The sequence below is a fragment of the Candidatus Zixiibacteriota bacterium genome, from assembly GCA_020853795.1.
Classification (GTDB): Bacteria; Zixibacteria; MSB-5A5; order CAIYYT01; family CAIYYT01; genus JADJGC01.
This window is the reverse complement of sequence record JADYYF010000136.1, coordinates 1-25,294: the sequence shown is the minus strand read 5'-3', so window position 1 is coordinate 25,294 and position 25,294 is coordinate 1. Positions and strand designations below refer to the sequence as shown.

The following is a 25,294-nucleotide window of genomic DNA, read 5'->3' as shown; positions in this document are numbered from 1 at the left end:
GATGTTACAGAAATCTGATGTCGTTCATCAATACTTGCGGCCGAAAAAGGCCTTCCCCAACGTCTGGTGCCCCGGCTGCGGCATCGGCATCGTCATGGGCTGCCTCGTCCGCGCGATCGATACACTGCAGTTGAATCGTGATGATGTCTGCCTGGTGTCGGGCATCGGCTGCTCGTCGCGCATGCCTGCCTATCTCGATTTCAATACGCTGCACACCACGCACGGCCGCGCCCTCGCCTTTGCGACCGGTGTCAAATTGGCCAAACCGCACATGAAGGTGATCGTTATTACCGGCGACGGCGACGCCCTCGCTATTGGTGGCAATCACTTCATTCATTCGGCCCGCCGCAACATCGACATCACCACGATCGTCATCAACAACATGATCTACGGCATGACCGGCGGCCAATTCTCGCCGACCACGCCCGCCGATTCCTATGCCACGACCTCGCCCTATGGCAACAAAGAGAACAACTTCGATATCCCCAAGCTGGCCATGGGCGCCGGCGCAACCTACGTCGCTCGCGGCACCGTCTACCATGTCAACCAGCTCGACGAACTCATCGAGCAGGCCATCGCCAAGCGCGGCTTCTCGGTCGTCGAAGCTTTCTCCAATTGCCACACCTACTACGGCCGTCTCAACCGTGCCGGCGACGCGGTCAAGATGATCGAGGACATGAAGAAGAATGTTATTCCCCTCAAGGCTGCGGCCAAATTGCCGCCGGAGAAACTTGAAGGCAAGATGCTGACCGGAGTCTTTCTGGACCTGGAAAAACCGGAATACTGCGATCGTTACCAGGAACTCATCGACAGCCTGAAAGGGAAATAGCCATGCCGACCAAATCGAAAGCCAAAGCCCCGCGCGAACAGGCCGAACCGACTCTGAACCTCGATCGCTACGAAATCCGCCTCTCCGGTTCCGGCGGTCAGGGGCTGGTCCTCGCCGGAGTGATTCTGGCCGAAGCCGTCTCCACGCTCGACGGCAAGAACGTCGTGCAGACGCAAAGCTACGGGCCGGAAGCCCGCGGCGGCGCCTCCCGCACCGATCTCGTCATCTCCGCCGGGGAAATCTACTACCCCAAACCGATGGCGCTGGACCTCCTGCTGGCGATGACTCAGGAATCGTGCGACCTCTACCACAACTACATCAAAGACAACGGCGTCATGATCGTCGACAACCATCTGGTCTCGCAGACCCCGTTTGCGCGCACGATCGGGATTCCGTTTAGCCAGCTTGCGCGCCACGAAATCGGCGTGCCGATGGTCGCCAACGTCATCTCCCTCGGTGCCATCTGCGCCGTCACCGGTATCGTCAGTGTCGAGTCGCTGACCCAGATTGTCAAGAAACGCGCCCCGCGCGGTACCGAAGAGAAAAACCTGGCCGCCCTCGAACTCGGCCTCAAAGTTGGAAAAGAAGCGAAGAAGGGTTTATAAGCGTGAAACAACGTACTTTGATGATGATCAAACCGGATGCCGTCGAACGCCGCCTCGCGGGCAAAATCCTCGAACGCGTCGAGGCCTCCGGCTTCAAAATCATCGCCTTGAAAATGGTGCACCTGACGCCCGAGCGCGCCCGCGAGTTTTACAAAGTCCATGAAGGTAAACCGTTCCTCGACGAACTCGTCGCCTTCATGTGCTCGTCGCCGATCGTCGCCGCTGCCCTCGAACGCGACAACGCCGTCGCGGCCTTCCGCGAATTGATCGGCGCCACCGATCCCGCGAAAGCTGCCTGCGGCACGATCCGGCAAAACTTCGCGATCGACGTCGGCAAGAACTCGGTGCACGGCTCCGACAGCCCGGAGAACGCTGAAATCGAAATCCACTTCCATTTCGGGAAAGTCTGAACGCTGCGTCGGCGCAATCCCTGCGGCCTTGCCGCCGCAGGGATTGCGACATATCTGCCAAGCCGCTATGAATCTGACCGCGTGGTATAACGGGCACAATATCGATATAACCATCCCCGATGGCACCGCCGTCGATCTCTTCGATCTGCCCGGCCGCCGCCTGAAGGAGCTTCCGGCCAATCACTGGCTCAACCGCGGCCCGGTTCCCGATGACCTCGACGACTTCCTCGAGCGCGCACAGGAATTGCTCGTTGTGGTCAACGACGCGTTCCGCCCCACACCCACCGCGCGAATCCTGGCGGCCCTCCAGGACGCCCTCCGTCCCCGGCGGACACGCTTCCTGATCTCGACCGGCTTGCATCCGGCCGCGACCCCCGCCGAGTTGCGTCAGATCTTTGGCAGCTTCTGGCCTTCGATCGCCGACGGCGTCGAATCCCACAATGCCTGCGCCGCTGAGACTCTCGTCGATTTCCAGACCGGCGATGCCTGCTGCCGCCTGAATCACCGCCTGCGCGAGTGCGATGCCATCCTCACTATCGGCTCGGTCGAACCGCATTACTTCGCCGGCTTTACCGGCGGTCGCAAGATTATCCTGCCCGGCTGTGCTTCCTTTGCCGATATCGAGCAAAACCACGCCGCCGCCGTCTCGGTCGAGAGTCGTCCCCTGCGTCGCCAGGGAAATCCAGTCTGGGAAGACATTCATCACCGCACCCATGTGCTCGATCACGTTCCGCGCGCCTCAATTCAGGTTGTCTGCGATCACCATGGGCACATCTTCTTCGCCGCTGCCGGCGACGCCGATCAATCCTACGATCACGCTTGCGCCTTCGTGACCGAGAACTTCGCTCACGGAGTCTCAGACCCGTACGACGTCGTAATCTCTGTCGTCTATCCGCCCCTTGATCGCAATCTCTACCAGTTGCAGAAATCCTACGAGAATGTCGCCACCGCGGTCCGCGACGGCGGCGCCATCCTGCTACTCTCCGGTTGTCCCGACGGCGTCGGCGACGACCGCTTCCTCAAACTCGCCGAGCAGATCGCGGGCGACGAGACGCCCCCGGCCGCTACCGGCGAGCGGGCCTTGATGGGAATTCACAAAGTCCGGCGCACAATCCGGCTTGCCAAACGCGTCGATCTTGTGCTATGCTCAGGTCTGGAACCGGGGCTGCTGCGGGCGCTGCCAATCGCGGCGCGCAGCGATGTCCATAGGACAATAACTGAGTTGATTAACAAATATGGGAAACATTGTCGGATCGCCGTCGTGCTTGACGCCGCCTCGCAGGTCTTATACCGCCGGGCGGCATGAAGAACGACCCGACCGCACGGGAGGAGTTCATGCGTAAGAAAGTATCAGTCATTGGAGCGGGCAACGTCGGCGCCGCCGTCGCGCAATATCTGGCCGAAGATAACGTCTGCGACATCATGCTCTTCGATGTCGTCGAAGGACTGCCGCAGGGCAAGGCGCTCGACCTCATGCAGGCCGGCCCCGTCCGTGGCTACGACGTCAATATCACCGGTACCAACGATTTCTCGCTGCTCAAAGGCTCGGATATCGTCGTCCACACCGCCGGTCTGGCGCGCAAACCCGGCATGTCGCGGGAGGACCTGCTTAAGGCCAATGCCGAAATCGTCGGCAACGTCGCCAAATCCGTCAAGCAGTACGCCGATCAGGCTGTGATCATCATGGTCGCCAATCCGCTCGACCTCATGACGTTCCACGCCTTTAAGGTCACTGGCTTCCCGCCCAACCGCGTCTTTGGTCAGGCCGGAATTCTCGACTCGATTCGCTTCCGCACCTTTGTCGGTATGGAACTTAACGTCGCTCAGACCGAAACCGAGGCCATGGTTCTCGGCGGCCACGGCGACACCATGGTGCCGCTGCCGCGCTACACCACCGTCGCCGGCGTCCCGATCACCGAACTGATGGCCGCCGATCGCATCGAAGCTCTCAGCAAGCGCACCATCGATGGCGGCGCCGAAATCGTCAAGCTGCTCAAGACCGGCTCGGCGTACTACGCCCCCGCGGCGGCATCGGTCGAAATGGTCAAGGCCGTCCTCAACGACACCAAGAAGGTGTTCCCGTGCTCGGCCCACCTGACCGGACAGTACGGCATCAAGGACATCTACATCGGCGTGCCGGTCGTGCTCGGCAGTGGCGGCGTTGAAAAGATCTACGAACTAAAACTTGAGGCTGCCGAATTGGCCGCGCTGCAGAAATCTGCCGCGACCTACAAGGAGCACCTCAAGGACCTCGGCTACTGATTCGATTCTAAGAAACCCATTCACACAGCAGGCTCTGTCTCCCGACAGAGCCTGCAGTACAATGGGGAGGTCTGCTCACCAAGCTCGTTGGTGCGACCTCATCCTGACCTGTGCTGCGTGGAATCTGAAAACGTCACCGCTTCCTTCGGCTACGCCGATAGAAAGGGAAATCGCTTCGACCTCCAATTACTTTGCCCCACCGATAGTTGCCGCCTTCGTGCACCGAGTAGTGGCAGGAGTCGCAAATCACGACACAGTTTTCGACCATGTTGGACCCGCCGAGTTTTACATGGCGAACGTGATGCGCCTGTGAGCCCTCTCCGAACTTATGAGTTACTCGGCCGCCTTTGCCGAGCAGAGAAATCTGCGTCCCGCATAAGGCACACTTCCATCCCTGACGCGACAACGCCATCAACTTCGTTCCGCGCGAGAACCGCTCGCCTCGAGCCATGAGTCTGCCTCCTCTTGATAGCTATGGTCGGTGTATTCCGACTGTCTTTAATCTTTTTTCAATATACCGCACCTGTCGTTGAAAGGCAATCATATCCGTTGCCTCAACTCCATTTGCGCGTCTCCCCTGGAGGTCCGCGGCTCAGTTCGTAGGTCACTTCGTAGGTCAGGATCCCTGCGATCCTGCCGCCACAAACATCCGTGGGTCCGACTTCAGTCGGACTCAACCCGTTGCGCCAGGTCCTCCCGCGAAGCGCTCTCGCCCGGTGCCCCCCGCTTGCGGTGGGTCCGCCGAACCCTTCTGACGAACGTGGGCTCGCGGTATGTTTGCTCGTGCCCCACAAATCTATGTAGGTCAGGATCCCTGCGATCCTGACGCCACATTCCGACGCCACATGCTTATGTAGTTCCGACTTCAGTCGGACAAGACTCGCGCTGGACCCCCACCTGACTCCACAGATCTCTGTGGGTCCGACTTCAGTCGGACTCTCCCCCCTCGACAAGCCCGCCTCCGCCATAACCTCAACATGGACATTTGCGTCCCTGGGCCGTCCCCGCTTCCATTTTTACCTTGACACTTGTGCCCCTCGCGCCTAACTTGCCTCAAATTTGTTAACCCTTTCCGACGGCGTTTTCGTTGAACAAAGTGCGTCTTCAAACGTCCTGATCTCGGGCGTAACTTGATTCAACTCTGACTCCGAACCCGTCGCTCCTGTCAGGAGGAGAGTGCGCGACTTGATAGTGTTCTTTCGATGTCTGCTCGCCGGCATTCTCTTCTTTAGCCTGCCCGTAGTCGCCCAAACCGACTCCGCTGCCGTCGCTCCCGACACTGCGGCGATTCAACAGCCAGTACCCGCGCCGCCCGTCAACGTCATCGTCACCGACACTCCCAACGACAACGGCCGCAGCCTTGAAATCCGTTGGGACCTCTCGCCCGATGACCAGGCGCTTGTCACCAAGTACCAGGTTCTGCGCTCGTCTTCGCAAAGTGGACCGTTCCAGGTCGTCGGCGAAACCACGAAAGGGCAGAACACCTTCATCAACGGCGACCTCAGCGACTCGGTGGATTATTTCTATCGCGTCGCCGCCGTCCGTGCGCCCGCCGGTGTCATGGCGACGATGGCCGAGTCGCCCGTCTTTGGACCGATCGTGCCGGTTGCGCAATGGTTTAATATGAATCGCATCTGGATCTTCATCTGGACGCTCGTCATCTGCGGCGCCATCCTCCTGTATATCCGTGCCGCCCGCTCCGGCAAAGAGCTTTACGTCCGCAAAATCGCCGGCATCGACGCCGTCGAGGAAGCTATTGGTCGCGCTACCGAAATGGGCCGCAAGGTCATGTACATCCCGGGCATTCAGGATATGGATGACGTCCAGACGATCGCCGGCGTCACGATCCTTGGTCGCGTTGCCCGTATCACTGCGGAAAATGATACCAAGCTCGATGTGCCGGTCAGCAAATCGCTCGTCATGGTGGTCGCGCGGGAGGCAGTGCGTGAGGCCTATCAGAAGGCCGGTCGTCCCGATGCTTTCCATGATGACATGGTCCATTACGTTACCGACGACCAGTTCGGCTATGCCGCCGCCATTGACGGCATGGTCGTACGCGACAAACCGGCCACGATGTTCTATATGGGTTGCTTCTTTGCCGAGTCGCTGATCCTGGCCGAAACCGGCAACGCCGCCGGCGCCATCCAGATCGCCGGCACTGGCCAACCCTCCCAGTTGCCGTTCTTTGTCGCCTCCTGCGACTATACTCTGATTGGTGAAGAATTGTTCGCCGCCAGCGCCTACCTCTCGCGGGAACCGAAATTGCTCGGCTCCCTCAAGGGGCAGGACTTCGCCAAGGCGGCCTTCTTGTTGGCCATACTGGTGGGTATTGTCGCTGTCCTCATCGGCTGGACCGGATTCTTGAAAATTCTCGAAGTAGGATAGACCGAAAAAGGAATGAAACGCGAAGTCCCCATAATCATCACGCTCGTCGTCGGTATTGTCTTTATTCTTTCCTATTTCATCCCGCACGCTCCCTTTGGCGAACTGGAGACCTTCTACAATGAATGGTTCTCCATCGTCGCCTCCTTCGCCATCTGGCTCGGCGCTCTTAACCTGATGAAGCTCTCCTTCATCCGCATCTCGCGCAAACAGCACGATTGGCAGCTCTCGTGGGTCATTGTCATCTGCTTCCTCGTCATCGTCGCCGTCGGCTTCTACGACGGCTACGCCGGCTTGAGCAACAACCCGCAGACTTCGTTCCGCGATCCCGGCACGAATTTCGACTGGCTTTATACATATATCTACACGCCGCTGTCCTCGACCATGTTCGCCATTCTCGCCTTCTTCGTGGCTTCCGCGTCTTATCGCGCCTTCCGCGCGCGCAACACCGCGGCTACCTTGCTGCTCCTGGCGGGCTTTTTGGTCATGCTCGGCCGTGTGCCGCTCGGCGATATCCTGACCAGCTACCTGCCCGAGGGTTGGCGCGCCTCCGATTGGGCCAGTTGGATCATGAACTTTCCCCATACCGCGGGTCAGCGCGCGATCAAGATCGGCGTGGCGCTGGGAATCGTCTCAACCTCGCTGCGCATCATCCTCGGCATTGAAAGGTCGCATCTGGAAGGATAGTCGATGTTGAAGAAATACGGGTTTGCCATCGTTATGTTTCTGATCTGCCTGGTCGCCCTGGTCCGTACCTTCATGGCGGAGCCCGATCCACTCGCCTTTTCGCCGGTCGTCTCCTATATCGTCATCGGCCTGTTGGCGCTGGCAATGATCGCCGTGCTGATTCTGACCATCAAAGGCATCTTCGTCGAACGCCGCTGGGTCTTCCTCTTCGTCGGCGTCGCGCTGGTGCTCCCGTATTTCATGAGCATCACCCTCAAGACCAAAGTCTCGCCGGAAGTGCAAGGGCTGTTTAACGGCGTTAATGCGCTTCCGCCCGGCTCCAAGGTCCTCGTCGCTTTCGACTACGACCCGCCCTCGGCGCCGGAACTCCAGCCGATGGCCGACGCGTTCATGGCATTCGCCTTCAAACGCGACCTCAAACTGATCATCATCGGCCTCTGGCCGCAGGGTCCGCAACAGGCGAATCTCTCAATTACCCGCGCCATGGCGGAGCCCGAAGTTGCCGCCAAGAACCTCAGGTATGGCACCGACTATGTCAACCTCGGCTTCCAGTCCGGCAACGAGTTCGTCATCCAGAGTATGGGCACCAGTTTCCGGTCGATGTTCCCGCGCGATATCTACAACACACCCTATGACGAAATCCCCTTGCTGCGCGGCGTCGAGAATTTCTCTAATGTCGACTTCGTCGTGAACTGGTCCTCCGGTTATCCCGGCACCAAGGAATGGGTGCAGATCGCCGTCGACCGCTTCCGCGTCAAAGTCGGCGCCGGCAATACCGCCGTTCAGGCGCCCGAAATGTATCCCTATCTCAACGCCGGACAACTTACCGGCCTCGCCGGCGGCATGACCGGCGCCGCCGAATTCGAAATGGCCACCAACGAATATGGCCGCGCCACCGTGGCCCTGCTCTCCCAGTTGTTCTCGCATGCCGTCGTCATCGCCTTCATCATCATCGGCAACGTCGCACTCTTCCTCGGCAAGGAGAAGAAGACGAGGTAAGCATGGAACACACGACGATGGAAATCCTCGGCATCTGGATCGGCGCGCTGCTCACCCTCGGCATCCTGTCCTTCCTCTACAAAGACAATATTCTCTACAAGATCGCCGAGGCGGTGTTCGTCGGCATCTCCGCCGGCTATTGGTTCATCACCTATTTCTGGGATAACCTCTACCGCAAAGCCTTCATCGGCATCTTCCACGAAGGCAACTACTGGCTCTTCGTCGGCGTCATCCTCGGCGTTCTCATGCTCTTGCGGCTTTTCAACAAGGTCGGCTGGATCTCCCGCTGGCCCATCGCCTTCATCGTCGGCGCCACCGCCGGCCTCAAGCTGATGGTTTATCTCGTCACCGACGCCCTCGCCCAGGTCCACGCCACCGTCAACAACCTGGTCGGCATCTCCGGCTTTGGCGCGATCTTCGGTGCGATCGTCGTCGCCGCCGGCACCTTCGCCGCGCTGATCTATTTCTTCTTCTCGAAGGAACATCGCGGTGCCTTCGGCGCCGCCGCCAAACTCGGCACCTGGATTCTCATGATCACCTTCGGCGCCTCCTTCGGCTACACCGTCATGAGCCGTATGTCCCTGCTCATCGGCCGCGTCGATTTCCTGCTCACCGACTGGCTCAGGCTCATCCGCTAAACATCCATGCTGGTGCGGCAGACTTTCTCAAGCCTGTATCGTGTTCGCACCGTCGTCATCTTCTTTGCCGGCTTGTTGTTAGTCGCCTCGGCCCTCGCCGCGCAGCAATTACCGCCGGCTGACTCCTCCACGGCACCACCGCAACTCAATCTGCCGCCGCTTGAAATCACCGTCGCTGACGTCCCCGACGACCACGGCGGCCAACTGCGCATCACCTGGACCGACCCCGGTTACGAAAACCTGCCCGGTTTCGAAGGCTTTCAGGTCACGCGGCACGAAGTCCGCTCCGATTCGATTTCGGTCATCGGCACGGCTCCCTTCGGCGCGCGCGAATTGACGGACGACAACGCCGTCGGTGAAACGGAGTTTGTCTATCGCGTCGCCGCCATCGTCAACGGCGTCGCCTATCCTTCCGTCGAGTCGCCGCCCGCCTGGCCGACCGTGCAATGGTTCAACTGGTCGAAAATCTCCGTCGTCGTCATCGGCCTGATCGTCTGCGGCGCGGTGATCCTCTTTATTGAAACCGCCAAACGCGGCAAGAAGCTCTTCCTGCGCCGCATCGCCGGCCTGGAGGCTATCGACGAGGCCGTCGGCCGTGCCACCGAGATGGGCCGTCCCGTGCTCTTCGTCGCCGGCACGCAGGACATGGATGACGTCCAGACCCTCGCCGGCTTGACTATCCTTGGCCGCGTCGCCCGCACCATCGCGCAGTATGATTCCCAGATCAACATGCCGTGCCGCGCCTCGCTGGTCATGACCGCCGGCCGCGAAATCATCAAGGAAGCCTATTCCACCGCCGGTCGTCCCGACGCCTACTCCGACGACATGGTCCACTACACCACCGACGAGCAGTTCGGCTATGTCGCCGCCGTCAACGGCATCATGGTGCGCCAAAAACCGGCCACCTGTTTCTATCTCGGCGCCTTCTTCGCCGAGTCGCTGATTCTCGCCGAGACCGGCAACTCGATCGAGGCGATCCAGATCGCCGGTACTGCCATGCCCGCGCAGCTGCCCTTCTTCGTCGCCGCTTGCGATTACACCTTGATCGGTGAGGAACTCTTCGCGGCCTCGGCCTATCTCTCCGAGGAACCCAAGCAGCTCGGCTCATTGAAAGGGCAGGATGTCGGCAAGGCGATCGCCCTCGCTGCGATCTTCGTCGGCGTTGTTGCCGCCACGATCGGACAGGCCTGGGATATCGGATTTATGAAGTCACTTGAGGAACTGCTGCATCGAATGTTCTCGATCAGCTGATGCGCTTATGAAACGTCAGATTCCGCTGCTCATCATCGTCGTCGTCGGCTGGGTGCTGATGTTCTCCGTCTTCATCCCGCCGATGGAGAGCTGGGGCGAAGAGGCCTCGCTCTTCTTCGACATCATCGCGGTCTTCGCCTTCTTCCTCGGCGGCGGCAATCTCCTGCGCGTCCACTTCACCAAGGTCTCCCGCAAGTCGGCCAACTGGGGCTACTCCGTCGTCACCTTGGTCGGCTTCCTGGCGATGCTCTACGTCGGCCTCTTCAAAATCGGCAACACCGGCGGCATCGGCGCGCCGCTCGACGCCACCGGTTCCTGGTTCCAACTCCTCTTCAAGTACGTCATGTCGCCGCTCCAGTCGACCATGTACTCGCTGCTGGCGTTCTTCGTGGCCTCGGCGTCATACCGCGCCTTTCGTGCCAAGAACACCGAGGCTACCATCTTGCTGATCGCCGCCTTCGTCATCCTGCTCGGTCGCACGCCGCTCGGCACCATCCTGACCGCCTGGGTGCCCGACTCCTTCTCGATCGCGCAGATCCCGAACCTCGCCATCTGGATTATGAATTCGCCCAACCTCGCTGGTCAACGCGCCATCATGATCGGCATTGCGCTCGGCGTCGTCTCGATGTCGCTGCGCCTCCTGTTGGGCATCGAACGCAGCTACCTGGGATCGGACAACTGATATGGGTTTTGTGATTTCAGCGATCGTCATCGGCGGCGGCCTCCTCTGGATCCTGATCCGCTCCCTGCAAGGGAAGGACGTTGACCGTCGCGTCGTCTTCACCTTCATCGGCATCACCGTTTGCCTGGCTGTCTTGTTCCAGTTGAAGTTCGGTGAGTCGGCAACGCCGATCGTCAAAGCCGCGTTCGACAAGATCGAACAACTTCCCGCCGGCTCCAAGATCGTCATCTCCTACGACTTCGACCCCGCGATGGCGCCGGAAGTCCACCCCATGGCCAACGCTTTCGTCCGCCACGCCCTCGCCAAGAAACACAAAATCTATTTCTTCTCTCTTTGGGCGACCGGGCAATCACTCCTCGAAGTCACCGTGCAGGACATCCTCAAGAAAGAGTTTCCCGATGCCCGCTACGGCATCGACTACTGCAACATGGGCTACAAGGCCGGCAACGAGGGCGTCCTTAACGTCGTGATCACCGATATTCGCAAAATGTACCCCGGGGATGTCAACGGCACTCCGCTCGATTCGCTCCCGATGATGGCCGATGTCAAATCGCTCAAGGATATGGATCTGCTGATCTCGATCGGCGGCGGCAAACCCGGCGTCAAAGAATGGGTGCTGTTCGCCGGCGACCGCGGTGGTATCCCCACCGCCGGCGGCGCCGCTGCGGTCTCCACGCCACTGCTCTATCCTTACTACCCGAGGCAGCTGGTGGGTCTGCTGGGAGGAACCAAGGGCGCGGCCGAGTATGAATCCGAACTGATCAAGCGCTACCCGCAGTTTGCCAATATCGACACACCCGCGCTCCAGATGATGGGACCGCAGACGATGGCCCACGTCGTCATTGTCGCGTTTATCATCATCGGCAACGTTTCCTACTTCCGCTCGCGGCGAAAGAAGGTGACGAATGGCTAACTCCACCAGGTGGGTGCGCATTATCATGGCCGGTGCCGCCGTGCTGTTCATCATTAGCTGGCTGCTCAAGTCGCAATCCGGCCTTGCTGCTGCCGAAGACCACGCCGTTCGCGATGCCTTCCTGCTGACCCTGGCGGCGTTCCTGACTTTGTCGATCTACTCGTTCCTCTATGGCGATAATCCGTTTTATCGTTTCGCCGAACACCTCTTCGTCGGCATCTCCGCCGCCTACTGGATGTGCCAGGGATTCTGGAGCACCATCGTCGGTAACTTCATTCCGCGCACGTTGCCGAGTTTCGCCGAGTATTTCCAGGTTCCATACAAAGGCTTCTCCTGGCATTACTTGATTCCCGTTGCGCTCGGCATCATCTTGCTGATGCGTCTCGTCCCGAAGTTGAGCTGGATCTCGCGCTGGCCGCTGGCCTTCATCATCGGCACCACCGCCGGCCTGAATCTGCCGCGTTACCTGCAGTCCGATTTCATCCAGCAGATGAACAACACCTTTATCTCCATCCTGCCCGACTGGCAGGGAATCGGCCCCTTCTTCAGCACGCTCTCACTTTCCGCCGAAGGACAATTGGCTATGATCGCGACCAATCTGGTCATTTTCGTCGGCGTTATCTGCGGTCTGATTTATTTCTTCTTCTCCAAAGAACACAAGGGCGCCTTCGGTGTCGCCTCCCGGATCGGCATCTGGGTACTCATGGTTACCTTCGGCGCATCGTTCGGCTACACCGTCATGGGCCGTATCTCGCTGCTCGTCGGCAGAATTACCTTCCTCTTCCACGACTGGTTGAATATATTGTGACAAATCATTCCTTTTTGTGATATGAGGTGGATGTGGTACGTACGATTTATCTGATTGCGGCAATTGCGATGCTGCTTCTGCCCGCTATCGTGCTGGCGCAGAGCGACACCGCAATTGTGCAAACTCCGGCGGCGATTGCCGCCCCTGACCCTCCGGCACCGCCGACGAATGTCGTGGTCGCCGATAATCCCAATGACAACGGCCATTCGCTCCGCGTCCAATGGACACCCTCCGCTGACGACAGCACCGGCCGGGCCATCGTCATGGGCTACCGAATCTATCGGGCTACGTCGCCCGATGCCCCCGACTCGCTTTGGGTGGAACGGGGCTCTGTCGCCCGCGGCACCCATGCCTACGTCGACCGCGGCTCCCGCGATCCCGCGTCGGCTGCCTTCATTCCTAAGGCGACGGATTTGTACTACCGCGTTGATGCCGTCAGCGCCGATGCCGCCGGTCGCTCCGCTGTCGCCGTCGGTCAGGCGCACGACAACTGGTTCAACACCAAACGCGTTATCGTCCTGATCTTCGTGATCATTTTCGTTTTGCTCACCATCGCCTTCATCAACGCCGCCAAGTCGGGCCGCACCCTCTATGTCCGGCCTCTCGCCGGCATCGACGCCGTCGACGAAGCCATTGGCCGCGCCACTGAAATGGGCCGTCCGATTCTCTACGTCCTCGGTCTCGGCACCGCCTCCGACATCGCGACCATCGCCTCCTTCTCCGTGCTCGGCCGCGTTGCCAAGAAGGTCGCCGAGTATCAGACACCGATCCTCGTGCCGTGCTACGACCCGATCGTACTGACCGTCGCGGAAGAAACGGTCAAGACCGGTTACTCCGATGCCGGCCGTCCCGACGACTTCAAGCCCGACTCCGTCTACTTCGTGACCCAGTCGCAGTTTGCTTATGTCGCCGCGGTCAACGGCACTATGCTCCGCGAGCGTCCGGCCACCAACGTCTACCTCGGCAAATTCTACGCCGAGTCGCTGCTGCTAGCCGAAACCGGCGCGGTTGCCGGATCGATCCAAATCGCCGGCACCGACGAAATCGCCCAGCTGCCCTTCTTTGTCGTGGCTTGCGACTACACGCTTATCGGCGAGGAACTCTATGCCGCCAGCGTGTATCTCAATCGCGAACCGATCCTCATGGGTACCCTCAAGGCGCAGGACTGGGCCAAGGGCGTTGTCATTCTCACCATCTTAATCGGACTGGCGATTCGCGCGGCCTCCTCCAAGGAGTTCATGGCGATTCTGTTCCAGGTCGAGTCATAGGAGGAGGACGGTCGTATGAAACGTCAATTACCGCTGTTAGTCGTCTTCCTCGCCGGCGTCTTTATGGTGATCCAGTACTTCGTCCCGGCGGAATTCTCCGAGAAAGCCTATGAATTCCTCATTGACTGGACCATCATCATCGGCATCTTCGCTCTCGCCCTCGGTATCTGGTCGCTGATCCGCGTCAGCTACCACAAGATCAAGACGAAGCAGGAAGGCTATTTCTACTCGTATGTCGCTCTCGCCGGCTTGTTCGGCATGATCCTCTTCGGCTTCACCTTCATGGGCGGCCTCGAGAGCTACATGTTTACGCACTTTTTCGATCACATCATGATTCCGATCCAGTCGACGATGTTCTCGCTGCTGGCGTTCTTCATCGCGTCCGCCGCCTACCGCGCCTTCCGCGCCCGCTCGGTGCTCTCGAGCGTGCTGCTGATCGCCGCCTTCATCCTGATGGCCCGCGTCATCCCGATGGGACCGCTTTCGGACGCCGTCACCGTCGTTTCCAATTGGATCCTGCTCGTTCCCAACCTCGCCGCCAAACGCGCCATCTGGATCGGCGTCGGGCTGGGCATCGTCGCGACCGCTCTCAAAGTCGTGCTGGGCATCGAACGTTCGTACCTGGGAAGGGATTAGGAGGGTCCAACGATGACTAATGAAACCGACAAGAAGTTGACCTTCAACGAACGCCTGATGAGCATCGACCGGCGCTGGGTCTTCCTCGTGCTGGCGATCTTCGTGGTCGTCCCGCTCATCCTCGGCTTCTCCGTCAAGCCCGTCGTCTCTGACGAAGTGCGCGCAATTTATGATTTCGTCGAAAACCTCGAGCCGGGACAAAACCTGCTCGTGGCGATCGACTACGATCCCAACGCCCTCGCCGAACTCCACCCGATGGCCTTCGCCATCATGGAGCAGGCGCTGGCCAAACGCCTTAAACTGGTCACCCTGACGCTGTCACAGAACGGCGCTGGTATGGCCGAACAGGCGGTCAAAGCTGTGGTGGATTCCGTGAAAATGTACCATGGCTACACCCCCGAGTACGGCAAGGATTACGTCTTCCTCGGCTATCGACCGTACTTTGCGCTCGTCATCCTCGGTATGGGACAGAACTTCCGTATCCCCTTCCCGAAGGATTACTACTCCACTCCGCTCGACTCCATGCCGATTATGGCCAAGATCCAGAACTACGACCAGATCGCCGGTGTCATCGACATCACCGGCTCCAATGTCGCCGATGCCTGGATCGCCTACGGTAATGGCCGCTACGGCGTCAAAGTCGCTCTCGGCCTCACCGGCGTTTCCGCCTCTGACTACTATCCCTTCTACCAGTCCAAGCAGATCATCGGTCTGATGGGCGGTATGAAAGGCGCGGCGGAATACGAGTTCCTCTGCAAGAACCCCGGTCCGGCGACCGAGGCGATGGGCGTCCAAACCTTCGCCCATATCGTCATCATCGGCTTCATCGTGATCGGCAACATCGGCTACTTCCTCGATAAACGCGAGAAGGCCAAGAGAAAGAAGGAGATGTAGGATGGAACAGGCCCTGAACTGGGAAACCTTCTGGTGGACCACCCTCGGCGTCTTCTTGACGCTGTCGACCTTCTCGTTCTTGTACAAGGATAACCCCTTCTACAAGTTCGCCGAACATCTCGTGGTCGGCGTGTCCGCCGGTTACTTCGTCATCATTCTCTACTACAACGGGCTGCGGCCAAACCTCCTGGACCACCTCTTCATGAGCAACACCTGGACGCCCAGGTTCGATCAGCTTTATTATCTGCTTCCGCTGATTCTCGGTGTCCTCATGTGGGCCCGCTTCTCGAAAAAGTGGTCGTGGGTCAGCCGTTACCCAATCGCGCTCTATATCGGTATCGCTACCGGTATCGCCATCCCGCTGGAGATGCGCAACCGCGTCATCCAGCAGGTTTACGGTACCGTCGGCCAGACCGGCTTTGACTTTGCCAAACCCGGCTTCTTTGGAATTCCCTCCGGCATCTGGGATGTTATCCTGGTGATCCTCGTGATCGCCTCGCTGGTTTATTTCTTCTTCTCCAAGGAGCACAAGGGTTGGTTCGGTGGCTTGGCCAAGCTCGGTATCTACACGTTGATGATCGGATTCGGCGCCTCTTTCGGCTACACCGTCATGGCGCGTATCTCGCTCTTCATCCAGCGCGTGCAATACATCAAGAGCTGGTGGGAGATGTTTACCTAACCCGCCTTACGATTGCAGCATTCGACCTGACAACTCCGGGGCGGCCCACAGGCCGCCCCGTCTTCTTGTGGTCCCGAGCACCCGCTCTCAAGCTAGCTGAGGGTGCGTCAGGTCTTTTCGCGCGCCGTCATTCTGGAAGAACCACTATCCTCATCCGCGCGAGGCGACCTGACGCTTCCCTCCCGCCTCACGCGAACCGCCAACCTGGATTCCCGCCTGCGCGGGAATGACGTCGCCCTCCCCTCTCCCGTTGGGAGAGGGGCCGGGGGTGAGGGTCATACTCGTTCCGTCAGCTCCGGAAGAGTCTCCACTGCGCTTGCGATTCTCGATTCCCCATTAACAAAGAAGGTAAGGGGTTGTATTCATCGCCCGGTCCCGCACTTTCGATCTCCACAATTCTACCGGAATGCCCCATCCTGTCATCGCGAGGAGCGCCCGCATCCTGACACCTTTCACAACCAACCACCGCGACTAAGCAATCTCCGCTCCGACAATCTGACGCTTCCCTCCCGCCTCCGGCGAACCGCCAACCTGGATTCCCACCTGCGCGAGAATGACGCCGACTTCCCTCTCCCTTCGAGGGAGAGGGGCCGGAGACGAGGATGTTACAACGTTCCCCATCGTTTCCCCCTTGACAAATCACTCTCTACATTGTATTAATTGACCGTCCCAGTACTTCCGGTGTCCCTCAAGGTGCAAATCTTGAAGTTCCGGAATCGATTTCCGCCGATCGGCTTACAAAAAACACTAAAAATCAAGAAAAAAGTGCCAAAAACTCGAAAAAATCCCTTGACAGGGTAAGTGCAACGGGTTAAATTAGTTGCGTAAATGCTTTTTGGAACCCGCAGCATTCAAGGGTTTTTTGGAAATTTGAACGAGTGACCGAAACCTTCAGGCCACGGAAGGCGGGGATGACGAAAATTACCCTCACAAAATCCAGACGTCGGCGCAAAGAGCCGCTTTCTCCCGAGGAAGCCAAACGCCGTCGGCAGGAGTACCAGCGGCAGTATTACCTGGCCCACCGCGAAAAAGCCAAGGAATACCAACGCCAGTACAACCTGCTGCACAAGAAGAAACAGCGCGCACCAGGAGCTAAAGGCAAGAACGCCTTGGAGTTCCGCCGCGACAACGTCAGGCTGACCTACAATACCCACGACATCATGCACTCGCCAGCCGAAAAAACCCTTAAGATCTTGCAGAAGATCATCGCCGGCGAAAAAATGTTCACCATGTAGAGATTCTCTCTCAAGCACTTAGCGCGCTGGTGCTGCAGTGAAGTTCCGCAAGCGGAATTTCACTGCAGCACTTTTGTTTTTGGCATAAAACTCATATATTGGCGCAAATTATTTTGACCTTCAGGACGGGATTGCAGAATGCCATCGAAAAAGAGTGTTCCGAAAACTAAGTCCAAGCCGGCTTCCAAGTCCAAGACGAAGCCAACTATGAAGACTTCTGCGCATAAGAAGCCGGTCGGCAATGCGAAAAAGGCAGTTAAGCCTGCCAAAGCGGCAAAACCGGCGTTGAAGAAAGCCGCCGCTCCGGTCGTCGCCTCGAAACCAACTGGCGCCATCAAACCGGCCAAGGATCGCAAAGCCACCGAGGTCACTACGACCAAAGTGCGTAAGATTGGCGTACAGGTTAAGGGTGAACGGGCTCCGCGCGAGTCCCGCAAACCACTACCGCCGGCCGCTGACTTCAAGTACTGCTACTTCTTCGGCGACGGCCAGGCCGAAGGCAAGGCCGAAATGCGCGACCTGCTCGGCGGCAAAGGCGCCAATCTCGCCGAAATGACCAACCTCGGCGTCACTGTCCCTTCCGGTTTCACCATCACCACCGACGCCTGCCGCCTCTTCTACGAAAGCAACCTGTCGCTCCCGCGCTGGTTCGATAAGCATATGCGCGAGGCGATGGTGCGGATTGAGCACTCGATGGGCGCCAAGTTCGGCGATGCCGCCAATCCGCTTTTGGTCTCGGTCCGTTCCGGAGCCAAGTTCTCCATGCCCGGCATGATGGACACCATCCTGAACCTCGGCCTGAACGAAGACACTCTCAAAGGCATCATCGCCAAGACCGACAATCCCCGCTTCGGCTATGACATCTACCGCCGTTTTATTTCGATGTTCGGTAATGTCGTCCTCGGTATCGACAAGGACGAATTCGAGGAAGTCATCAGCCGCAAGAAGAAACAGCGCTCGATCAAGCATGATGCCTCGCTCTCGATCGACGATTTGAAGGAAATCGTCAAGGCTTACAAGAAGCTCGTCGTTGACAAATCGGGCGAACCGTTCCCGACCGACCCCTGGCAGCAACTGCAGATGGCACGCGACGCCGTCTTCCGCAGCTGGAACTCGCCCCGCGCCATCACCTACCGCGCCAAGTACAACATCCCGTCCGATCTTGGCACCGCGGTGAACGTGCAAGCGATGGTCTTCGGTAACATGGGCGATACCTCCGCCACCGGCGTCGGCTTCACCCGCAATCCCTCGACCGGCGAGAAGGAGTTCTACGGCGAATACCTGGTTAATGCCCAGGGCGAGGATGTCGTGGCCGGCATCCGCACCCCGCAGCCGATCACCCAGCTTGAAAAGGTGATGCCGGAAGCCTACAAACAGCTCCGCAAGATCACGACCCAACTGGAACAGCACTATCGCGACGTGCAGGACTTCGAATTTACAATCCAGGAAGGCCGTCTCTACATGCTCCAGACCCGCACCGGCAAGCGCACGGCGCAGGCGGCGGTCAAGATTGCCGTCGATATGGTCGGCGAGAAGCTGATTACCCGCGACGAAGCGCTGATGCGGATCGATCCGACCGAACTGGATCAACTCCTTCATCCCCGCATCGACCCCACAGCCAAACTCGAAGTCATTGCCAAGGGTCTGGCCGCCTCCCCGGGCGCGGCCTCCGGCAAGGTTGTCTTCCACGCCGATGAAGCCGTCCGCCTGGCCGAGCGCGGCGAGAAAACGATCCTCGTGCGCATGGAAACCAACCCCGATGATATCGCCGGCATGATTGCCTCCGAAGGCATCCTCACCTCGCGCGGCGGCATGACCTCACACGCGGCCGTCGTTGCCCGCGGCATGGGCAAACCCTGCGTTGTCGGCTGCGAGGATATCCGCGTCTACGAGGCGCGCCGCCAGTTTGCGATCGGCACCCTTGTCATCAAAGACAAGGAAATCATCACGATCAACGGCACCACCGGCGAAGTCATGCTTGGCGAGGTCCCAACGATTGACCCCGAACTCTCCGGTGAGTTCGGCACCTTTATGCAGTGGGCGGATGAAGTCCGCAAGATCGGCATCCGCACCAACGCCGACACGCCGCAGGACGCCGCCGTCGCGCGCAAGTTCGGCGCCGAGGGCATTGGGCTCTGCCGCACCGAACATATGTTCTTCGGCAAGAACCGCCTGCCGCATATTCAGGCGATGATCCTCGCCACCACCCAGGCCGACCGCCAAACCGCCCTGGACCGGCTTTTCCCGTTCCAGAAGGCCGACTTCAAGGGCATCTTCGAAGCAATGCAGGGTCTGCCGGTGACTATCCGCACGATCGACCCGCCGCTCCACGAATTTCTGCCCAAGCGCGAGGATGTCCTCAAGCAGCTCGAGGAACTCCAGGGCGATCCGGACAAGGTGGATGAAGTTGATCGGCTCAAGAAGATCATCGAGCGGATCGACCAACTGCACGAACAGAATCCGATGATGGGACATCGCGGCTGCCGCCTCGGCATCACCTATCCGGAGATCACCGAGATGCAGGTACGCGCGATTCTGACCGCCGCCGCCGAACTAATCAAGGACGGCAAGCAGGTGTTCCCGGAGATCATGATTCCGCTCGTCGGCCACCGCAACGAACTGGCCAATCAGAAAGAGATCGTCCTGCGCGTCGCCGATCTGGTAATGCGCAAGCACAAGATCGAAATTCCGTTCCTGGTCGGCACCATGATCGAAATCCCGCGCGCCGCCGTGACTGCCGATGAAATTGCGCAGGAAGCGCAGTTCTTCAGCTTCGGCACCAACGACCTGACCCAGATGACGATGGGCTTTTCGCGCGACGACGCCGGCAAGTTCCTGCGTTACTACTATGACAAGGGCATCCTCGAACGCGATCCGTTCGTCACCCTCGACCAGGCTGGCGTCGGCCAGTTGGTTCGCATGGCCAAAGAAAAAGGCCGCTCGGTCAAACCCGATCTCAAGCTTGGCGTCTGCGGCGAACACGGCGGCGATCCGGCCTCGATCGAGTTCTGCTACAAGGTCGGCCTGAACTACGTCTCCTGCTCGCCCTTCCGCGTTCCGATTGCGCGCCTGGCCGCTGCCCAGGCCGTCATCCGCGAGAAGCAGGGCAAGGACGTCTCCAAAACCGCCGGCTCTGCATAGGTTTTAGGGCGGGTCTCCTCGCCGGGTGTTCGTGATACTTGCAGACATCTTTCGAGGAGCCCCGCCTTAATCTGCATAAACATAAGGCAAATCTCTCTCGACGACGCCTCCACGCACTCGCAATCGCGGCCTTGACATCCCGCCACAATCTGCTATCTTTAACATAGTCGAAAATATCCACTAAGTCTTACGATCAGGGCGCAAACCGCCCGGGGGAGCCAGATGAAAAGGCTTTTTGTGCGATCACTCTTTGTGACGCTGGCACTGCTGGTCTATTGCGGCATGACCATCGGCACGGAGGCAGCCAGACCCAAGGTCAGAACCACTTCCGGCCCGACGGCGCTTTACAACGACATCGACACCCGCATCAGCATCAACAACCTCGACATGTTCGTTTACAACGACGGCAACTTTGCCTACGACAATGCCAACATCCTCGGCAAGACCGACGGGTTGTACTACCCCAAGGGAACAACCAGGACCGTCGTCTACAGCGCCGGTATCTGGATCGGCGCCAAAGTCGGCGGGGAAGTCCGCGTCGCCATCGCCGAGTACGGCTCCGAGTTCGTCCCCGGCCCGATGGCCAACGGTACTTACCAGCCGGACAACGACGCTTTTCACGTTTACCAGATCCGCGCGGGCGATGAATTCGGCAACAACCCCGACTACGACCAGTGGCCCGTCGACCAGGGTGCGCCCATCGACAACCAAGGTCACCCGCTGCTCTTGGGACAGGAGATGACCTGGTCAGCCTTCAATGACGCCGACCCCGTGAGCCATATCAATGACGCCGGCAGCACCTTGCCGCTCGGCGTTGAGATCCAGCACAGCGTCTTCGGCTGGTCCGGTTACGGCGCTCTGCAGAATATCTACTTTCTGAAATATGTGATTATCAACAAGGGCGGGAATCAACTCGATAGCGCTTATGTCTCGATTTGGGCCGATCCCGATCTCGGCGATGCCTCCGATGATCTCGTCGGCTGTGACACATTGCTCTCTCTGGGCTACTGCTACAATGAAGGCGCGGATGTTGTGTATGGCGCCGCCCCGCCGGCAGTCGGATTCGATTTCCTGCGCGGCCCGCTGGTTCCCGGAAGCCCCGCTGATATCGGCTGGCTCAATGGCACAGCACGCCCCGGATACAAGAATCTGTCGATGACTTCGTTCAACAAGTACATTAACGGAACCGATCCAGCCAGCAAGATGGAAACCTACGGCTACATGAAGGGGCTCATCAAGGACCCGAACACCATGGCAATGATCCCCATGGTGAACCCAACCACCAATCTTCCGACAACCTTTGCTATGTCCGGCGATCCGGTGACGCAATTCGGCTGGGTTGACGCTGCGGCCGCTGACCGCCGGCTGATGCTGAGCGCTGGGCCGTTCACTATGGCTCCGAATGACACGCAGGAGGTCGTCGTCGCCGTGTTGGTAGGGCAAGGGGACGATCCGCTTCATTCGATCACCGCCCTGCGCCAGGTGGATCAAGCCGTGCAGGCCGTCTTTGACGACAACTTCGCGGCGCTGGAGCCCGGCGACGATCTCTCTCTTTATGGTCGCGGGCTCGACCAATCCGTGCAACTGATCTGGGATTCGAACCTGATCCCGTTCTTCATACCCTTCCCTTCGCTCAATCTGGCCTTCCAGTTCGAGGGCTTCAACATCTATCAGGGCCTGACAGAGCATGGGCCGTGGAAGAAAGTCGCGACCTATGATCAGGTAGACGATATCCTCTTGATCTACGCCGACGTAGTCAATCCCACCTCCGGCGGCGTTGAGCGCATCATCGTTCAAAGCGGTACCGATTCCGGGCTCCGCTACGAAACGCTTCTGAATTACGATGCCTATACGCAGGAACGGTTTGTCAACGGTAACAACTATCACTTCGCTGTCAGCGGCTACTACTACGATATCAACGGCCTGATTCCCTTCACCGACATCTACGGCAATCTCTATGGTTACCTGACGGAGGTGTGGGAGACGCAGCTTGTTCCTGTCAGCGCTGTCCCGCAGGCCGGCTCGATGGCGGTCTCCGACACGGCCGCGCACATTGCTGGTTTCGCGGACGCGCAAGTGATCATTGAATACCTTGATCCGGATGCATTGACCGGGCACGAGTACCGCGTCACCTTCAATTCCGACGGCTCCTGGAATCTGTACGATCTGACGGCGGGGTACTTCGTCCTACAGAACCAGGCCGTTCAGCCGAGCGGCTACGATTTCCCGATCGTCGACGGCATGATGATTCGGGTTCTCGGCCCCGGCTACGGCGTCAAGCGGATCGTCGAAGTTCAGAACGCCTACGGTCCGGTGTATCCCCCCGACAACGTCAATTTCTCACTCAATTCCACCGGCGACTGGTACATGGATCCCCTCGGTGATCATTCGCTGGGTCGCTACAGTTGGGCTTATCCCACTGACGACGACTACGAAATCCGCTTCACGGCCGGTCCGAATGAACATTGTTTCGACTGGTTCGGTCCTAATGGTAGTGCCGACTACAGCTACGTAAATTCGTTCTTGGTTCCGCTTCAGGTCTGGAACATCGGCTCAGCGGATGCTTATGATCCGAATGACGATGTTCGCATCTCGTTCATGCTCCTCGACGACGGCGACGCGTTCGGGATGTTCGACTGGGGCGACGGCCTCTACTTCAATGAGATTCCTTATGACAATGTCAACTGGAGCAGTCCCTCGGAAAACACCGGCAACCATGATCCGGACAACCTCTCGTGGTCGTACCGCCGCTTCCGCTTTTTCCCTTCGACCGACCCGCCGGGGACTGGCGATTATCCCTCTGCGGGAACCGTTGTACGCGTCCTGACCAACAAGCCCGCAACCGCTGCTGACATCTTTGAATTCCTGGCCGGTTACGCCTGCGGCGATGTCGATGGCTCACACCGGGTCGACATCACTGATGCCGTCACTCTGGTCAACTACATCTTTGCGGGTGGCGCGGCACCGGTCGGGGAGGGCGATGTGAATTGCGACGACCGGGTGAACATCACCGACGTCGTCTACATCGTCAACTATTTCTTCGCCTACGGCCCAGCGCCGTGCGCCTCCTGTAAATGACCCGCCGGCGATCATGATCGATGCCGCGAATCGGCCCGAAGTCTACCCGCTTCGGGCCGTTCCTTTGGTTCCGACGGCGATTTCCCCTCGAACATCCCCATTGACTTGGCTCGCGCAACCGGCTAATTTCGCCGCATGAAACTGAACGCAATGCTTCCCCTTATGAGGTAAATCCATGGACAAGAGCATCTCCCTGCGGCTCGCGGAATGGGCACACGGACTGAAGTACGAAGACATCCCGGCGGAGGTGATCACCGCCGCCAAACGCATCCTGCTTGACTCGATCGCCTGTTGCCTCGGCGGCTATCATTCGCACGACTCCAAGGTCATGCGCAAAGTGATTGACGGCCTCGGCGGCAAGCCGGAATCCTCGATCCTCGGCTCAACCGTCAGGACCAACTGCTACAACGCGGCTCTGATGAACGCAATCCAGATCCGCTCGATGGACTACAACGACATCTACTGGAAAGAGGACCCGTCCCACCCGTCCGACATCATTCCGGCTGCGATCGCCGTGGGCGAACGTCAGGGCAAGTCGGGCAAGGACCTGCTCGTCGCCATCGTCATCGCCCACGAAATCGAAATGCGCATGTGCGAGTTCGCGCATCCCGGCATCCGCGAACGCGGCTGGCATCACGCTACCCTCACGGCCTTCTGCTCGCCGCTGTCGGCAGGGAAGATGCTTGATCTCACGCCCGAACAGATGATGCACGCCATCGCCATCTCGGGCTGCCGCTCGTTTACACCCGGCGCAATTGCCGCCGGCAAGTTGTCGATGATGAAGAACACCGCCGATCCGCTCTCGACCCATGCCGGCGTGATCAGTGCGCTGCTGGCCAAGGAAGGCTATACCGGCACGATTCAGATCTTCGAAGGCAAAGAGGGAATGTATCAGGTGCTCGGCGGCAATTTCGAAACCGACGTGCTCTTCAACGGCCTCGGCAGCGACTGGCGCGTTCCGCAGATTGCCTTCAAGGCGTTCCCGACCGAATACCTGACCCAGTCGCCGGTGACCGCCGCGCTCAAACTGATCAAGGAACGCAATGTCACCTGGGATCAGATCGATGAAGTGCGCGTCTTTACGATTCATCGCGCCGTCGATATTCTTGCCGATCCGAGCAAGTACCATCCGAAGGAAAAAGAGACCGCCGACCACTCGATGCCGTACTGCGTCGGCGCCGCGATCATGGATCGCATGGTCACGCCGCTGCAGTTCCTGCCGGAGCGCATCGCCGATCCGAAATTGATCGACTTCATCCAGCGCATCAGGGTGTTCGCCGATGACGAACTGGAGGCACGCTTCCCGAAGGTGCAGCCGTCGCGGGTCGAATTCACGCTCAAGAACGGCGAGACGATGGCGATGTCGGTCGATTACGCGCAGGGAGACCCGCGCGAACCGATGTCGGATCAGGATTTGATGGACAAGTTCTATGGTCTGACCAAACCGTATATCTCCGATGCGCAGCGCCGCAAGATCGCAGACACGATCGCCAAGCTGGAGAAGCTCGGCAAGGTGAGCCAGTTCGTCGCGGAACTGGTGATGCCCGGTAATGTCAAGAAAGCGACTGCGGCGGCGAAACCGGCCGCCAAGAAAGCTGTCGCCAAGAAGCCGGCAAAGAAGGCGGCGCCGAAGAAGTCGGTCAAGAAATCCGCGCCGAAGAAGGCAGCCAAGAAAGTCGTGAAAGCCGGCGCAAAGAAAGCGGCCAAGCCGAAGTCTGAGTCAAGACGCCGGTAGGACAGATATTCCTGTCTGCCGTTCTTCAGCCGAATCGATACCCACAACACGAATGGGCGACCCCATCGGGTCGCCCATTCGTCTACCTATTCTCCGCGGATGCGGAGATCTCGCTTCTCAGCTTACGGACACGCCGCGCATGGCGCCGACCCGCCGGAGAAG

The 25,294-nt window shown here is 59.1% G+C and carries 22 protein-coding genes; 21 read left to right on the top strand and 1 reads right to left on the bottom strand.

All coding sequences use genetic code 11. The features are described 5' to 3' along the window. Position 1 precedes the first annotated feature (1 nt). From IT585_10660 to mdh, 5 genes are all read left to right on the top strand, one after another. The gene (locus tag IT585_10660) at positions 2-829 is read left to right on the top strand and encodes a 2-oxoacid:ferredoxin oxidoreductase subunit beta (GenBank protein ID MCC6963700.1); all 828 of its coding nucleotides are present in this window, start codon (positions 2-4) and stop codon (positions 827-829) included. A gap of 2 nt (positions 830-831) precedes the next feature. Further along, positions 832-1,434 carry a 2-oxoacid:acceptor oxidoreductase family protein gene (locus tag IT585_10655; protein ID MCC6963699.1) on the top strand — a complete coding sequence of 201 codons (603 nt, stop codon included), beginning with the start codon at positions 832-834 and terminating at the stop codon, positions 1,432-1,434. A gap of 2 nt (positions 1,435-1,436) precedes the next feature. After that, the gene (gene ndk / locus IT585_10650; GenBank protein MCC6963698.1) at positions 1,437-1,844 is read left to right on the top strand and encodes a nucleoside-diphosphate kinase; all 408 of its coding nucleotides are present in this window, start codon (positions 1,437-1,439) and stop codon (positions 1,842-1,844) included. A 67-nt stretch (positions 1,845-1,911) separates the two neighbouring features. Then, positions 1,912-3,150, top strand: a complete 1,239-nt coding sequence (locus IT585_10645; GenBank protein ID MCC6963697.1) for a DUF2088 domain-containing protein — start codon at positions 1,912-1,914, stop codon at positions 3,148-3,150. 29 nt (positions 3,151-3,179) lie between these two features. Beyond that, the gene (gene mdh, locus IT585_10640; protein ID MCC6963696.1) at positions 3,180-4,106 is read left to right on the top strand and encodes a malate dehydrogenase; all 927 of its coding nucleotides are present in this window, start codon (positions 3,180-3,182) and stop codon (positions 4,104-4,106) included. Between the two features lie 133 nt (positions 4,107-4,239). On the opposite strand, the gene IT585_10635 is transcribed toward mdh, so the two are convergent. After that, positions 4,240-4,557: an HNH endonuclease gene (locus IT585_10635; GenBank protein ID MCC6963695.1), complete on the bottom strand. Its 318-nt coding sequence runs from the start codon at positions 4,555-4,557 to the stop codon at positions 4,240-4,242. Between the two features lie 725 nt (positions 4,558-5,282). On the opposite strand from IT585_10635, the gene IT585_10630 reads away from it, so the two are divergent. From IT585_10630 to IT585_10555, 16 genes are all read left to right on the top strand, one after another. Beyond that, positions 5,283-6,491 (top strand): fibronectin type III domain-containing protein, encoded by a 1,209-nt coding sequence (locus IT585_10630; protein ID MCC6963694.1) that lies wholly within the window; start codon positions 5,283-5,285, stop codon positions 6,489-6,491. A gap of 12 nt (positions 6,492-6,503) precedes the next feature. Beyond that, positions 6,504-7,175 carry a hypothetical protein gene (locus tag IT585_10625; protein ID MCC6963693.1) on the top strand — a complete coding sequence of 224 codons (672 nt, stop codon included), beginning with the start codon at positions 6,504-6,506 and terminating at the stop codon, positions 7,173-7,175. 3 nt (positions 7,176-7,178) lie between these two features. Beyond that, positions 7,179-8,174 carry a hypothetical protein gene (locus IT585_10620; protein MCC6963692.1) on the top strand — a complete coding sequence of 332 codons (996 nt, stop codon included), beginning with the start codon at positions 7,179-7,181 and terminating at the stop codon, positions 8,172-8,174. A 2-nt stretch (positions 8,175-8,176) separates the two neighbouring features. Next, positions 8,177-8,812 carry a hypothetical protein gene (locus IT585_10615; GenBank protein MCC6963691.1) on the top strand — a complete coding sequence of 212 codons (636 nt, stop codon included), beginning with the start codon at positions 8,177-8,179 and terminating at the stop codon, positions 8,810-8,812. A 6-nt stretch (positions 8,813-8,818) separates the two neighbouring features. Further along, positions 8,819-10,063, top strand: coding sequence for a hypothetical protein (locus IT585_10610; GenBank protein ID MCC6963690.1), 1,245 nt, complete (start codon positions 8,819-8,821; stop codon positions 10,061-10,063). A 7-nt stretch (positions 10,064-10,070) separates the two neighbouring features. Then, a complete protein-coding gene (locus IT585_10605; GenBank protein ID MCC6963689.1) occupies positions 10,071-10,745 on the top strand; it encodes a hypothetical protein in 675 nt (224 codons plus the stop codon). 1 nt (position 10,746) lies between these two features. Beyond that, positions 10,747-11,658, top strand: a complete 912-nt coding sequence (locus tag IT585_10600) for a hypothetical protein (GenBank protein ID MCC6963688.1) — start codon at positions 10,747-10,749, stop codon at positions 11,656-11,658. A 61-nt stretch (positions 11,659-11,719) separates the two neighbouring features. Then, a complete protein-coding gene (locus IT585_10595) occupies positions 11,720-12,466 on the top strand; it encodes a hypothetical protein (GenBank protein ID MCC6963687.1) in 747 nt (248 codons plus the stop codon). 32 nt (positions 12,467-12,498) lie between these two features. Beyond that, entirely contained in the window at positions 12,499-13,734 is a 1,236-nt protein-coding gene (locus IT585_10590; GenBank protein ID MCC6963686.1) for a hypothetical protein, read from the top strand. Positions 13,735-13,749: 15 nt separating this feature from the next. Beyond that, complete coding sequence (locus IT585_10585; protein MCC6963685.1) at positions 13,750-14,370, top strand: hypothetical protein; 621 nt, start codon at positions 13,750-13,752, stop codon at positions 14,368-14,370. 12 nt (positions 14,371-14,382) lie between these two features. Next, positions 14,383-15,264 carry a hypothetical protein gene (locus IT585_10580; protein MCC6963684.1) on the top strand — a complete coding sequence of 294 codons (882 nt, stop codon included), beginning with the start codon at positions 14,383-14,385 and terminating at the stop codon, positions 15,262-15,264. Position 15,265: 1 nt separating this feature from the next. Continuing rightward, the gene (locus tag IT585_10575) at positions 15,266-15,943 is read left to right on the top strand and encodes a hypothetical protein (GenBank protein ID MCC6963683.1); all 678 of its coding nucleotides are present in this window, start codon (positions 15,266-15,268) and stop codon (positions 15,941-15,943) included. A 911-nt stretch (positions 15,944-16,854) separates the two neighbouring features. Then, positions 16,855-17,178: a hypothetical protein gene (locus IT585_10570; protein ID MCC6963682.1), complete on the top strand. Its 324-nt coding sequence runs from the start codon at positions 16,855-16,857 to the stop codon at positions 17,176-17,178. 207 nt (positions 17,179-17,385) lie between these two features. Continuing rightward, complete coding sequence (locus IT585_10565; protein MCC6963681.1) at positions 17,386-20,319, top strand: pyruvate, phosphate dikinase; 2,934 nt, start codon at positions 17,386-17,388, stop codon at positions 20,317-20,319. A gap of 222 nt (positions 20,320-20,541) precedes the next feature. After that, positions 20,542-23,397: a dockerin type I repeat-containing protein gene (locus tag IT585_10560; protein ID MCC6963680.1), complete on the top strand. Its 2,856-nt coding sequence runs from the start codon at positions 20,542-20,544 to the stop codon at positions 23,395-23,397. A gap of 175 nt (positions 23,398-23,572) precedes the next feature. Then, the gene (locus tag IT585_10555; GenBank protein MCC6963679.1) at positions 23,573-25,132 is read left to right on the top strand and encodes an MmgE/PrpD family protein; all 1,560 of its coding nucleotides are present in this window, start codon (positions 23,573-23,575) and stop codon (positions 25,130-25,132) included. The last annotated feature ends 162 nt before the right edge of the window (positions 25,133-25,294 follow it).

Excerpts from the sequence above, each read along its gene's own strand:
- IT585_10660 (MCC6963700.1), top strand. The coding sequence starts at position 2 with ATGTTACAGAAATCTGATGTCGTTCATCAATACTTGCGGCCGAAAAAG.
- IT585_10655 (MCC6963699.1), top strand. The coding sequence starts at position 832 with ATGCCGACCAAATCGAAAGCCAAAGCCCCGCGCGAACAGGCCGAACCG.
- IT585_10645 (MCC6963697.1), top strand. The coding sequence starts at position 1,912 with ATGAATCTGACCGCGTGGTATAACGGGCACAATATCGATATAACCATC.
- mdh (MCC6963696.1), top strand. The coding sequence starts at position 3,180 with ATGCGTAAGAAAGTATCAGTCATTGGAGCGGGCAACGTCGGCGCCGCC.
- IT585_10635 (MCC6963695.1), bottom strand. The coding sequence starts at position 4,557 with ATGGCTCGAGGCGAGCGGTTCTCGCGCGGAACGAAGTTGATGGCGTTG.
- IT585_10625 (MCC6963693.1), top strand. The coding sequence starts at position 6,504 with ATGAAACGCGAAGTCCCCATAATCATCACGCTCGTCGTCGGTATTGTC.
- IT585_10620 (MCC6963692.1), top strand. The coding sequence starts at position 7,179 with ATGTTGAAGAAATACGGGTTTGCCATCGTTATGTTTCTGATCTGCCTG.
- IT585_10615 (MCC6963691.1), top strand. The coding sequence starts at position 8,177 with ATGGAACACACGACGATGGAAATCCTCGGCATCTGGATCGGCGCGCTG.
- IT585_10610 (MCC6963690.1), top strand. The coding sequence starts at position 8,819 with ATGCTGGTGCGGCAGACTTTCTCAAGCCTGTATCGTGTTCGCACCGTC.
- IT585_10605 (MCC6963689.1), top strand. The coding sequence starts at position 10,071 with ATGAAACGTCAGATTCCGCTGCTCATCATCGTCGTCGTCGGCTGGGTG.
- IT585_10600 (MCC6963688.1), top strand. The coding sequence starts at position 10,747 with ATGGGTTTTGTGATTTCAGCGATCGTCATCGGCGGCGGCCTCCTCTGG.
- IT585_10585 (MCC6963685.1), top strand. The coding sequence starts at position 13,750 with ATGAAACGTCAATTACCGCTGTTAGTCGTCTTCCTCGCCGGCGTCTTT.
- IT585_10580 (MCC6963684.1), top strand. The coding sequence starts at position 14,383 with ATGACTAATGAAACCGACAAGAAGTTGACCTTCAACGAACGCCTGATG.
- IT585_10575 (MCC6963683.1), top strand. The coding sequence starts at position 15,266 with ATGGAACAGGCCCTGAACTGGGAAACCTTCTGGTGGACCACCCTCGGC.
- IT585_10570 (MCC6963682.1), top strand. The coding sequence starts at position 16,855 with ATGACGAAAATTACCCTCACAAAATCCAGACGTCGGCGCAAAGAGCCG.
- IT585_10565 (MCC6963681.1), top strand. The coding sequence starts at position 17,386 with ATGAAGACTTCTGCGCATAAGAAGCCGGTCGGCAATGCGAAAAAGGCA.
- IT585_10560 (MCC6963680.1), top strand. The coding sequence starts at position 20,542 with ATGAAAAGGCTTTTTGTGCGATCACTCTTTGTGACGCTGGCACTGCTG.
- IT585_10555 (MCC6963679.1), top strand. The coding sequence starts at position 23,573 with ATGGACAAGAGCATCTCCCTGCGGCTCGCGGAATGGGCACACGGACTG.